This window comes from Prevotellamassilia timonensis (assembly GCF_900106785.1).
Taxonomy (GTDB): Bacteria; Bacteroidota; Bacteroidia; order Bacteroidales; family Bacteroidaceae; genus Alloprevotella; species Alloprevotella timonensis.
Genome location: NZ_LT629841.1, coordinates 301,417 through 313,807, shown reverse-complemented (window position 1 = coordinate 313,807; position 12,391 = coordinate 301,417). Strand labels below are relative to the sequence as shown.

Genomic DNA, 12,391 nt, shown 5'->3' with positions numbered 1-12,391 from the left:
TTTTGGCGAAGAAATTTTGGAGAAATTTTCGGGAATTTCTCTTGAAACGGACGTAACTCGCTGAATGCCAGCGCGTTGCGGCGTGCAAAAAAAATCGCGCAATTTTGCGCTCTCGGGCGGCGGACATACCCGTTTGTGCCCGCTGGCGGGCAAAAGTGCTGGTTTGCCGGTGCGCAGACGGGCGGGAAATTTTATGTCCAACGGGGCAAATGTAGGGCTTACTTGTGTATATGCCAAGTTTTGGGGTGGATATTTTGCAGGTTTGTGTTGAAGAACATGTTTTTCAAGGATTTGGGGACAGGTTGCTAACGCGAAGGACTGATGGACTGGCGCCGTGGCGGGGCTTGGAAGCCGCTAACGCGGGAGACAGAAGAACATAAGGACAGAAGAACATAAAATATGACGTTCGTGCTTGCCGCTTAGCGCGGGAACATAAGTTTTCATAAGAAACACATAAGGCCGCTGCGCGGCTGGCGGCCACGGACTGGCGTCCGGGTGGCCTCAAGAAACATAAGGGCTGACGCCGTAGCGAGGCTTGGTTGGCCGCTAACGCGGGAAACAGAAGGACATAAGGACATAAGGGCATAAGGACGCCACGGACTGGCGTCCGGGTGGCCTCAAGAAACATAAGGGCTGACGCCGAGAGAGGTGGGCGGTTACGGAATGGCGATGCCTCTCTTGTGTAGTTTGCACTATCTTTGAAACAAGATAGGCGGCACCTCGGAAGAAAGTTCAAGCAAGCTTGACTCTCTTCGCTCGGTTTGCACTATCTTTGCATAAGATAGGCTACGGTTCGGTAAAACACTCAAACAAGTTTGGTGTTCTGCTCTCACCTTGTACTATCTTTGCATAAGATAGGCTACGGTTCGGTAAAGAATACAAATAAACATACTTGTCAACCCGTTAATCTGTCAATCTGTTTACACGTATATAATATATAATATGAAGATAAATTGCGTGGTTGTAACATACAACCGCTTGGCTTTGCTCAAAGAATGCGTGCAGGCTCTGAAGGCACAGACGCTGCCGCCGACAGAACTTTGGATTATTGACAACTGCTCGACTGACGGCACAAAGGAATGGCTCGACTCACTGAAAGGTGACTCAAAACTGCATGTGGTGCGCACCGAACGCAACATTGGCGGAGCTGGCGGTTTTGCACTTGGCACGAAGCTGGCCGTGGAAGCCGGTTGCGACTTTGTGTGGTTGATGGACGATGACACCATGCCACAACCTGATGCGCTGAAACTGCTTGCCAAAGTGGCAGCGGCTGATGATAAAACGGGATTTGTGTGCAGCAAGGTGCTATGGACCGATGGCACACTGCACGCCATGAACAAGCCGGCACTGGTAGAAAAGCCCTTTGGCGGAGCAGAAGCCCTGACAGTGGGCGGCGAAACGTGCTTTGCATGCAAATTGTGCTCGTTTGTGTCGGTAATGGTGAGCAGTGATGCGGTGCGTAAAGTGGGGCTGCCCATCAAGGAGTTCTTTATTTGGTGTGACGACATTGAATATACCGACCGCATTAAACGCGTGGGCTATGAATGCTACTTTGTGCCCGCAAGCCAGGTGTATCACAAAACGCGTCAGAATTATTTCCCTTCAATAGATAAGGCACCTAACGAAATGGCAGGACGCTTTTATTACCAAGTGCGCAACACGTGCTACTTGAAGCGTCGTTCAACTAACAAACTGAAGTTTTACATCTCAGTGCTTAACAAATATCGTCTGTACATGCATCGTCTCAAGCGCCGCGACGACCAGAGCCATATTGCCGAATTTAAGAAGGCTGTGATAAAAGGCTGCCTTGACGGACTGCATTTTAATCCGACTATTGAATACATAAAAGACTGATGAGCGACAACATTATATACAAACTGCGCAGTGGCAAACCTATCAAAGCCTTATGGTTTGCTCAAAAAACGTTGGGACTGGCGGTGCCCGATGCATGGTACCGGCATCGGCGTGCACATCTATTAGCCAAGGCCCGCCAACGGGCAGACTACAACGAGATGTGCCGCAGAGCAGATTACTACTGCCGCATCAATGCGCCCTGGCAAATGTCCACAGAGGACAGTGTGCAGCGCGACCGCAGCTGGCTGATGTATACGGGTGCGCTGGGCGACTACGGGCGCAAACTGTTTCACACGGCCTACTACTTCGACCAACATGATGTGACGCGTTGGTTTGACAAGGGGCTGCGCTGGAACTTTTGTCCGGGCGACGTGTACTTTACGCCCGAGAAGCCCACGGTGGTGAAAAGCCGACTAATAAATGACGACAATGCCAACTCGGTGGTGCTGAAACTTGACAAGTTGCGCCACTTCATGTATGTGCACGACACCAAGCCGTTTGCTGCCAAACGCGATTGTGCCATATTCAGGGGCAAGATACGCCAGAGCCGTCTGCGCACAGCTTTTCTCGAAAAGTTTTTTGGCTCGCCGCTGTGCGACTGCGGTGTGGTAGGCCGCAACGAAGGCTGCCCCGAGGAGTGGATGACAGCGAAAAAGACCATAGCCGAACACCTTGACTACAAATTTATCATGGCGCTTGAGGGCAACGACGTAGCGTCGAACCTGAAATGGGTAATGTCGTCGAACTCGCTGGCAGTGATGACACGCCCCACGTGCGAAACGTGGTTTATGGAGGGCACATTACGCCCCGGCTATCACTATGTGGAAGTGAAAGAGGACTTTTCAGACCTCGAAGAGAAACTTCAGTACTACATATCACACCCCGACGAGGCACAAGCCATCATTGACCACGCCCATGCGTATGTGCGGCAGTTTTGGGACGCCGAACGCGAGGAGATGATACAAGTGATGGTGATGGAAAAGTATCTGCGCACGAGCGGACAGATGTGAGGGAAATAGAGAGAAATCGCTAAAAACATGCGCGGTAAACGAGCAAAGGCTCACGCATGACACGTGGTATGTGTCATGCGTGAGCCTTTTTATTGAACCTCAGCTTACCTTAGTACCGCCTGCGCACCATATCAGTACTTCCCCAACCTTTCAGCCAGACCGTCGCGGTAGGCGCGCCAGAGGCGGGGCAGGTCTGACGGGGTGTAGGCACGAGCAAAGGGCATGGTGACAAGGGCGGTGGCCATGTAGCCCATGACGCAGAGGAAGCCGCGCAGATGGCGCACGGCCCAGTTGCGGCCGTAGTGGTGGTTGAGGTAGGTGGTATTGCGCACCTGGTAGAAGCGCTTCCACTTCTTTTTGCGGTTGCGGGCGGCCCAGGTGTCGTGGCTGAAGAACTTTTGCTTGTCCATGAGGGCTGCCGGCACATACAGCATGTGGTAACCGGCCTGGTGCAGACGCAGACAATAATCGGTATCGTCGCAAAAGATGAAGAGGGCTTTGTTGGGCAGCCCTATGCGGCGTATGGCCTCAACACGTATGAGCGGACCCTCGAAGGCTGTGCCGGCTATGGGGGTTGGGGCGGTGACGGGCTGCGACAGTTTGCGCAACTTGCCAGTGTAGAGCGAGCGGAAGGGGTGTACGAGGTCGTAGCCGGTAAAGTCGTTGGTGTAAACCTCGCCCTCCATCAAGCGGCGGGGGGCAAGGAGGCCGATGCGTGGATTGGCAGCGTGGGGCAGTAGCTGCTCAAGGCAGTCGGGACGTGGAAATACGTCGTCGTCCATGCACCACACCCAGTCGGCTCCCATGCGGCAGGCTTCGTCTATGCCGCGGCAAAAGCCGCCTGAGCCGCCCACATTGTCCTGGTGTATGACGGTGAGGCGGGCGTCGGCCTGGCTGTCGAGCCATTGGGCGGTGCCGTCGGTGCTGCCGTTGTTGATGACCAATATGCGGTCTACAGGACGGTTGGCACGGAGGCAAGAGATGTTACGCTGCAACAGGGTGAGGCGATTGTATGTGACTACTACTGCTATTATCATTGTGTGAGGTTTAAGTTTGAATTTGGCGTTTGGCGTTTGACGCTGACGCGTCCTGAGGCTGCTGAAAAATATCCCGACGCGGGACGCGTCGCCCCCATTAGTGCTTGCGTTTGGTGGCAGCGCTTAGTGATAGCGCTTAGTGATAGCGTTTGGTGCTAGAAGAAACGCTACCACTAATGGGGGCGACGCGTCCCGCGTCGGGATAGAGAAAGAAGGGAAATACAAACTCTACTAAACAATAGCTGCATCTTTTCCCGACGCGAGACGCGTCGCCCCCATTAGAGCTTGCGTATTCTATCAGAACTGCCCTTATTAGAACCTCAAGTTTCGGATTTAACAAGGGCGGGCTGAATCATCGTGCAAGGCGAATGCAATCAAGCTTGCTTGAATTGCTGAGCCGCAGCCGATGATGTCAAGAAAGGCCCAATGTTCTTCACAGCCCAGGGCAAGCGAAGCGGCACCCTGGGTATCGCGTGTTGAAGCAGTCGCGCCCTGTAAGGGCAAAAGTAAAAAGCTCTGTTACTTCTGCCCTTACAGGGCGTAACTTTTGCATTCATATCAACCCAGGGTGCCGCTTCGCTTACCCTGGGCTATGAAAAACATTGGGCCTTCAGCCCGCACTTGCTAAATCCGAAACTTGAGTTAGAACTCGCCCTCAACCTGTCCGGGCTGAGTGCTGCGGTAGTGGCGCATGAGGCGGTAGCACGCTTCGGCATCGAAGCCGCGGGCGCTGGCGTAAGCCTCAGCCATGACACGGTGCATGTGGGCGGTGGCGGGCAGGCGTTCAAAGTTTTTGCAGCCCTGCTTGATGTTGAGAGGGCCGACGGCCATGCGGTTGAGGTCGACAATGTCGAGGTGTATGCGTCCGTCGGGTAGTTGCTCAAACAGAATGTTGGCCCGTCCATAATCCTTGTGGGCAAGTCCGTGGTTGTGGAGCACGGCGGTGATGCGCCCAATCTCACGCAGCACATCATCGGCATAGTCGAAGTGGTGGGTGAAGAGGTCCTCGTAGCGCCATGGGCACGGCGAGGTGAGGGTGACAAAGTAGCTTTGGTCGAAGGCCAGGCCGCGGCGTATGTTGAGATAGCCCACGGGCTGGGGTGTGCCCACGCCCACCTTTTGATAGAGAAGGGCGTTGCGGTAGGCACGCAGGGCCTTTGACGGGCGCAGCAGTCCATACACCCAACGGTTGACAGGGTTGGGGCGGCGAAAAGACTTTACCACATAGTCGGTGCCCTGGTAGCTGATGCGGCGCAGTTGGTTGCGCCCGTTGTGTATGAGTTGTCCGTCGCCCTGTGCAAAGCGCTGTGGCAGCGAGAGCATAAAGTCGTGCAGTTGCTCGTAGCCCGGGTGCAGCACAAGGGTGCGGTGGTTCCAGAGGGTCATTGTTGAAATACTTTTTTACAGAGTTCGAGAGCAGCCATAATGGTGTCGTCCATGTCGGCATAGGTGTAGCGTGCGAGTCGTCCGCCAAACAGTACGTCGGGTTCGGCATCGGCCATGGCAGCGTAGCGGGCATAGATGGCGGCATTGCGTGCGTCGTTGACGGGATAGTAGGGTTCCTTGCCCGGTGCAAAACTGTCGGGGTGCTCGTAGGTGACTACGGTGGTGGGCTGCTGCGAGCCAGGAGCAAAGTGTTTGTGCTCAATGACACGGGTGTAGGGCACTTGTCGCTCGGTGTAGTTGACTACGGCATTGCCCTGAAAGTCGGGTGTGTTGAGCCGTTTGTGCTCAAAGCGCAGACTGCGGTAGTCGAGGTGCCCGTGGCAGTAATTGTAAAACTCGTCGATGCAGCCAGTGTAGAGGGTGCAGCGGGCCTGCGCATGGAGTTCGTCACGGTGGGCAAAGTAGTCGGTGCCCAAGCGTACATCGGCCTTGGCCAGCAGGGCGTCGATGAGTGCATTGTATCCCCCACCCTCGGGTATGCCTTGGTAGCGGTCGTTGAAATAGTTGTTGTCGAAGGTAAAGCGGAAGGGCAGCCGCTTGATGATGAAAGCCGGCAGCTGGGTGGCGGCACAGCCCCACTGCTTTTCGGTATACCCCTTGATGAGTCGCTCGTAAATGTCGCGTCCGCACAGTGTGAGTGCCTGCTCCTCAAGGTTGGCGGGCTGTGTGATGTGAGCAAACTCGCTGCGCTGCTCGTCTATTTTGGCCTGTGCCTCGGCTGGAGTGCGCACGCCCCACAGCTCGTAGAAGGTGTTCATGTTGAAGGGCAGGTGGTAGAGCTTGCCCTGGTAGCTGGCCAGGGGGGAGTTGACAAAGTTGTTGAACTCGGTGAGCTGGTTGACATACTGCCACACCTGGCGGTTGGAGGTGTGGAAGATGTGGGCACCGTATTGGTGTACCCATATATTGTCGATGAGCTGGCAGTGGAGGTTGCCACCTGTGTGCTGGCGTTTGTCAATGACGAGGCAACTTTTGCCGGCTTTGGCGGCCTCGTGGGCAAACACCGCGCCAAAGAGGCCGCTGCCAACTATGAGATAATCGTACATACTGAATTGGGATATGGGGGTTAAGCATTGACTGCGGGCTGCGGGAGCGGAATGCCCCGGCGGTAGCGTGCCTTGCGCAAGTGCAGTGTGTAGGGGAGCAGTTTGAGCCATCGGGCCACGAGCCACAGTGGGTTGTGCAGTATGTTGTGGCCACGCCACGGGGTGTACTGCTGATAGTGGAAAAAGAGTTGGCGCATGGGGTGCAGGCTGTCCCAGTCCCACGGTTTGCGGTTGGTGTAGTGCACCACCACGGGGTGGTGAAGCTCGGCCTTGTGCTGGCTGTAATGCGCATAACGCTGGCGGTAAAAGCCCTCTTGTGCATTGTAGCGCAGCGGCGCCCAGCACACCTGGCCATGGAAGAGGCTGTTGAGCAGGTCCTGGTCGTTAAAGCGTATGCGCTCGGGGTGTGCCCGGTAGTAGTCGATGCAGCGCTGGCCCACGTTGTTGGCGCGCCACCAGTCGAGGTCAATGAGCAGCACGCCGGCATTAAAGTAGCTGTCGGCCTCGGGGTAGCACAGCACTTTGTAGCGTGTGCGGTCGTCGGCCGCTGCGTCGACCACGGCGGCTACGGGGGCTCCTTGCATGGGCATCTGCCAGAATGGGGCGAGGGAACCGGTGACGAGCAGGTCGCTGTCGAGGTAGATGACGCGGTGCAGACTGGCTGGCAGGTAGTCGGCCAACATGCAGCGGTAGTAGGTAACGAGCGATATGTGGCTGCTTGAGGCGTGTATGCGGAAGCCCTCGAGCAAGCTTTCGTCGGGCTCGTAGAAGTGTGCCTCGCCGTTGTACTGTGCGGCAAGTTGCTGCAGCACTTGTTTGTCGGACGCGGTGAGACCGCGCGCGAGTATGTGTGCCACGACTTTTGCCTGTGGGTTGCTGCGGAGTATTGACACGAGGGTGACGCTGCAGAAACGCACATAGGCGTGGTCGATGTTGAAGGCTATGTGTATGGTCAAGGGTTGTGTTATGTTTTGATTGGTTATGGCACTATGCCCCGTGTGGCTGTGCCGTGTTTTGCAAAGGTACACAAATAGTTTTACCGAGCAACTATATCGCGTTGGCGGATTTAGTAAACGAGCTGACAAGTTTACTAAGAATGCTGCCACAACGCGCCACAATTATTTGCAAATATAGCGGGTGTCGCATCTGCATATTTGCACACTGCGCACGCCATGTCCGAAATGTGTTTTGCCCCAGCTGCACCCTGATAGCCCCACCCTGTCTGTTTTTGTGAAAACTACCTACATCTTGCACTTTTAGCGTTTTCTGAGCTGATTATCAACGATTTACGCAGTGTATGTAGACTTACACTCTGCTTGCACTTGCCTGCACTCTGCTTGCACTTTGCTTGCACTTGCCTGCACTTGCCTGCACGCTCTGTGGGTCGCTCATTATGAGTTGCAGTTACCACCTCTCACACCCGCATATTACGGTATAGGGAGATAGGAACGTCATTTGGAGCGGCAGATTTTTCTACCTCTCGATACGCGCGCGCCGCCCTCACTATGCTGAAATTGTGGCGCGCCGTACCAACACGGGTGCAGACAGGTGTGCAAGCAATATTTGTGGTTACCTACACTCAGATATGACATGAATATCAACAAGTTACGAAGCAAAGTGCAAGGTGCAGGCAGTTTTTATTGATGAAAACAAAGTAGGATTAGGTATTAGCATGAAGTTGTGATAGCCGTCTGTCAGATATAAGCTGTGATATTTTAAGGCTAAAACTGACGCAAGCACTAAACGCAAGCTCTAATGGGGGCGACGCGTCTCGCGTCGGTTTAGAGATAAGAGGGAAAGACGAACGCTGCTAAATAATAATATTTTAGCTCACGGATCGCACCGATTGCACGGATTCTTTCACTCATGCAACGTGCTTTAGCACCACGGAGATGACGGATTTTACGGATTTTGTGAGCATTGCATGCTCACTTCGCTATTGGCCCGCAACGTACCCGTGGCGAAATATGTTAGCACAGATTATGAAGTAAGGGACCTGGTCACAGCAACGAGCTAATGGCGAAGTGAGCATGCAATGCTCACAAAATCCGTCAAATCCGTCATCTCCGTGGTGCTAAGCACGTTGCGTGAGCGAAATAATCCGTGCAATCGGTGCGATCCGTGAGCCAAAATATTATTATTTAGCAGCGTTCGTCTTTCCCTCTTATCTCTAAACCGACACGAGACGAGGCTGCTGAAAAATGCCCGACGCGAGACGCGTCGCCCCCATTAGTGCTTGCGTTTGGTGGTTGCGTTTTGTAGTAGAGTTTTGTAGTAGAGTTTGGTGCTTGCGTTTGGTGGTTGCATTATGTGCTTGCGTTTAGTGGTAGCGTTTAGTGCTTGAGCTTATCGCAGAATGGCATAATTGGTCCCAATATCCCTTTTGGGGTTATGTGGTGCAATGGGAAACAAGTTGGCGGGTTGGCAACCACCGGATAGATATCCGTTGGTGTGCCAACCCGCCAGGTTGTTTGTCAATCAGTAATTTGATATGTGTATTTTGCTTACTTGATTACCTTCTTGCCCGTGTTGGTAATGAAGAGTCCCTTGGTGGGATTCAACACGCGGCGGCCCTGGAGGTCGTAATAGCGCACGGCCTTTTCGCTGCCATTTGCCACGGTAGCATTGTTGATGCCTGTTACAACTGTTTTGGCTGTGAGCACGAACTTGGTGCTCCAGGTGTTGTCACCAGCAGCAGATGTCCACCAGTTGAATTCGCCAGTTCCTACGTTGATAACCAAATAAGAGTTTTCTGCTTTGTGTACTGCTATCAAGTTGTAGAACCCATCGTTCTTGACAAGTTTCCAAGCCTGAGGTGCTGCGCTTGCAGCCAATGTATTTCCTGAGCGAAAGATATATGAGTCAGCATCTTTTAGCTTGATATACACCTGACCAGCCACAGTAGCGGGTACTATTTGCCACTCGGCAGTGTTGTCAGCCTCAGACTTTGCTTTGGCATCGGCTGAGATGTAACCCGCACCTTCGAGACTTGAGATGGTAGAAAGGCTCGAGATGGTGAAAGTAGTCTCATTGTAATACCCGTCAACGGTGCAAGCTGTTTTGCCCATAGCCTCTACGGCAGCATTGAGCGCAGCTGTAGCTGCTTCGTAGTCGGTAACAGATGCCTCGTAGGTAGCGATAAGAGACTTTACATTGTCAATGGCCTCTTGGCTGTACTGACCTGCCTTGGCTGTGGCTTCGTCTGTGTATCCCTCGTTTGTGGTAGCGGCCTTGGCCTTTGCCAAGGCTTCCTGAAAAGCCTCTGCTGAAGGGTCGCCACCAGGCACAATCCAGTCGATGGGGAACACAGCGTAGTTGAGTGCATAGCCCTGTGTGCAGGCATTGTCTTCGTAGAAGATGGCGATGTCGCCGTCCTTGGTGATGTCCATCGTAGAGTAGCATGAGCTGGGAGCGCATATTACGACGGGGTGACCCCATGTCTTGCCATTGTCGAATGATGCCTTTACGGTGACGTTCTTACGAGATCCATTGTTGATGTATGAATGGAGCAATACCTTGTTGTTGTAGTAAAGAATGTCGGCGTTGCAAGCATTACCATCGATGTCGGCATTGGTGGTTTGTGTGCCCCATGTCATACCGCCATCGGTTGAGGTGTTGAAGCCACGCTTACCGCTCTGGCGTACAGAAATCATCACTGTGCCATCGGCCAACTCTACGAGTTTTGACTCGTCGCCGCCGTTGTAAGCAGACTTGGGTGACATCTTCCAGGTTTCGCCTTCATCGTCAGAATAGATGATGTACTCTTGAATGGCACCTGTAGCAAAGCGGTGGCTCATGGCAAACATGACGCGACCATTGAGCTTGGCGTCCTTTTGGCGCTTGAGGCAGATGCCGCGGCCTGAACCTGCAAACGAACCGAGAACCTGGCCCTGCTCATAAACGCCCTTGTAAAGTTCGTCGGTCAGTGCGCGGGCCTGTGACCATGTGTCGCCACCATCGGTTGAGGTGATGATAACGGGCACAATGCGGTTGCCATCTTCATTAGTTGAATAGAAGTAGCCCTGGCCACCAACCATCAAGGCGATGATTTTGCCGCTGGCTGTTTCGACCATGGTAACATCGCCAAAACCCTTGTGCGATCCATCTTTGCCGGCTACAAGTGCTTCGTCGGTTGCATTGCCTACTACCCACTTGTGGTCAGACCATGTTTTACCATTGTCGTCAGAGTGACGCTCGTATACGTCGATATGGCTGGGCAAGTCGCCACCATGATTGAAGCGGTTGTCGGCCATGGTTACTACGCGGCCGTTCTTTGAGGCATTAGCACCCTTCTGATTGTGGAGTATTACCATTGAGGGGATACGCCAATAGGGCGCTTTGAGGTCGTTGGGCATGAAGGGTACGCTCTGCACCTTGTAGATGCGGGCAATGCCTTCGGGGTTGCCGTTTTCGACAGTGAATACTTTGTTGTCGCCATAAGTAAAGCTTACCAATGCAGCATCAACAGAGTCGCCTACTACGGCCTTGTCGGTGATGTCGGCAGTAACGTAGAAACGTGTCGTGCCAGAGGGCATCTCAAGGGCATTGTCGAAAGCTACCTCTACTTCGTTGCCGCTAACGGTAGCAACCTGGCCAATGAGTGTGGCATTGCGCTGGCCATTGCTCACAAAGTTGGCGTTCTTTGAAGTGAACACCTTGATATTCTCAAGTCCGGCTACATTAGTAGCACCAAGGTTGAGCTTGAGGCTCTTGCCCACAACGTTGCCATTGAAGCCTGCAACCTCAGTTTGGAAAGTGAGAAGCACCTGTTCCTTGTTGCCAGCTGCATAGGTTTGGAAACCTGGAGCCACATTGATAGAGTTGAAGGTCGGAGTTGCCGTAAGGTCTGATTCAGGTATTTCGATAAGGCGCCAAGCTGAAGCCGAGCCTATGCCGCCAGCCCACATTACAAGCACTGCACCGTCATTTTGCGCATGAAGGGGGTTCTTGCCGTCGGGCTTGATGTTGAACACACCCTGGCCGAGCGACGTCACGGTATATTTAGTGGCAGGTGTGGCAGTTGTTTTGGTGGCACCATTTACATCAGTGCTGTTAGGCTCGATATATTCCTTTGTGCCATAGTTTTGCACATAGAACTGACCGTTGCCGGCATCAGTGAATGTCCAACCATAGGCGGCCGACACTACCTTGTTGCCCCACTTGGGCTGCGCCTCACTGCCTGCGCTGTAAATATACTTGCCTTGGCAGTAGCCAACCGATTTGTCGGATACGATGTAATAGGTTTTGCCAGCTGCCACCTGCACCATGGCAGCGCTATAAGTAGTTTGTGCAGCTGTTACGGCATCAACCGTAGTAGCTGCCTTTATGGCATTTGTAAATGTGGTGCGCACCTCTGCAGGGTATTGGCCAGGGTTCGTGCCTTCTTCTGTTTCGTTAAGTACACTAAGTGCCTTAGCCTGCGCTGTCTCTAATTCGGTAAGCGATACCGCCTCGAAGCGGTATTTACAGCCAGCATCTGCAGTGTTCGTACCACTACCCCAGTTGTAGAGGTAGTAGTTAGGACCGTCTTGGCTTGTGTTGAACTGCACGCTACCACTTGTGATGGTATAGGTATCGTCACTGAGATCTGTAATAGTCCAATCGCCAGCCCCGCTCTTAACAGGTGCAAATGCTGTGTTATTATTGGGCTTTACCGTTGACGATGGCGAGATATACTCACCCGACATGTTAACAATTTTGTAGGTGCCATCGGTACTGCCTGCCTCAAGGCGCCACAATTGGCTGGCCGAGTAGGGTTTTTCGAATGTTGTGGTGTTCTGCATGGCCACCCCGACGCCCTTCGATATGATAGAGAGGCTTTTGCGGTTAGGGGTGTAAATACGGAACCACTTGGGGTTTTCGGCAGTAGATGTCACAATCTTGTCTGCCCATGCCTGCGACGTGCCCAGCCCAAAGAGGGTCAGTGCAGCCAACAAGCCATTGAAGTAGTTTCTTTTCATTTAATTGATAGGTATTATTGATTTGTATATGTTACTGT

The 12,391-nt window shown here is 53.2% G+C and carries 8 protein-coding genes; 2 read left to right on the top strand and 6 right to left on the bottom strand.

All coding sequences use genetic code 11. From position 1 onward, the window contains the following. Window positions 1-201: hypothetical protein (locus BQ5453_RS14515; protein WP_235860015.1), on the bottom strand; the 201-nt coding region annotated here is incomplete at its 3' end. Between the two features lie 741 nt (window positions 202-942). On the opposite strand from BQ5453_RS14515, the gene BQ5453_RS02975 reads away from it, so the two are divergent. Further along, window positions 943-1,854, top strand: coding sequence for a glycosyltransferase family 2 protein (locus BQ5453_RS02975; RefSeq protein ID WP_071122076.1), 912 nt, complete (start codon window positions 943-945; stop codon window positions 1,852-1,854). Beyond that, window positions 1,854-2,864, top strand: coding sequence for a glycosyl transferase family 90 (locus BQ5453_RS02970; RefSeq protein ID WP_071122075.1), 1,011 nt, complete (start codon window positions 1,854-1,856; stop codon window positions 2,862-2,864). Before BQ5453_RS02975 ends, BQ5453_RS02970 begins: the two co-directional genes overlap by 1 nt. 131 nt (window positions 2,865-2,995) lie before the next feature. Here BQ5453_RS02970 and BQ5453_RS02965 read toward each other — a convergent pair whose 3' ends face one another. The 5 genes from BQ5453_RS02965 to BQ5453_RS02945 form a co-directional block, all read right to left on the bottom strand. After that, window positions 2,996-3,901 (bottom strand): glycosyltransferase family 2 protein, encoded by a 906-nt coding sequence (locus BQ5453_RS02965; RefSeq protein WP_071122074.1) that lies wholly within the window; start codon window positions 3,899-3,901, stop codon window positions 2,996-2,998. 642 nt (window positions 3,902-4,543) lie between these two features. Beyond that, complete coding sequence (locus BQ5453_RS02960) at window positions 4,544-5,287, bottom strand: lipopolysaccharide kinase InaA family protein (protein WP_071122073.1); 744 nt, start codon at window positions 5,285-5,287, stop codon at window positions 4,544-4,546. Continuing rightward, window positions 5,284-6,393, bottom strand: coding sequence for a UDP-galactopyranose mutase (gene glf, locus BQ5453_RS02955; RefSeq protein WP_071122072.1), 1,110 nt, complete (start codon window positions 6,391-6,393; stop codon window positions 5,284-5,286). Before glf ends, BQ5453_RS02960 begins: the two co-directional genes overlap by 4 nt. Before the next feature lie 20 nt (window positions 6,394-6,413). Then, window positions 6,414-7,349 carry a glycosyltransferase family 8 protein gene (locus BQ5453_RS02950; protein ID WP_071122071.1) on the bottom strand — a complete coding sequence of 312 codons (936 nt, stop codon included), beginning with the start codon at window positions 7,347-7,349 and terminating at the stop codon, window positions 6,414-6,416. Window positions 7,350-8,897: 1,548 nt separating this feature from the next. Beyond that, window positions 8,898-12,353, bottom strand: coding sequence for an exo-alpha-sialidase (locus BQ5453_RS02945; RefSeq protein ID WP_071122070.1), 3,456 nt, complete (start codon window positions 12,351-12,353; stop codon window positions 8,898-8,900). Between the last annotated feature and the right edge of the window lie 38 nt (window positions 12,354-12,391).

Bases quoted from the DNA above. Each gene is read 5' to 3' on its own strand.
- BQ5453_RS02975 (WP_071122076.1), top strand. From the start codon at position 943: ATGAAGATAAATTGCGTGGTTGTAACATACAACCGCTTGGCTTTGCTC.
- BQ5453_RS02970 (WP_071122075.1), top strand. From the start codon at position 1,854: ATGAGCGACAACATTATATACAAACTGCGCAGTGGCAAACCTATCAAA.
- BQ5453_RS02965 (WP_071122074.1), bottom strand. From the start codon at position 3,901: ATGATAATAGCAGTAGTAGTCACATACAATCGCCTCACCCTGTTGCAG.
- BQ5453_RS02960 (WP_071122073.1), bottom strand. From the start codon at position 5,287: ATGACCCTCTGGAACCACCGCACCCTTGTGCTGCACCCGGGCTACGAG.
- glf (WP_071122072.1), bottom strand. From the start codon at position 6,393: ATGTACGATTATCTCATAGTTGGCAGCGGCCTCTTTGGCGCGGTGTTT.
- BQ5453_RS02945 (WP_071122070.1), bottom strand. From the start codon at position 12,353: ATGAAAAGAAACTACTTCAATGGCTTGTTGGCTGCACTGACCCTCTTT.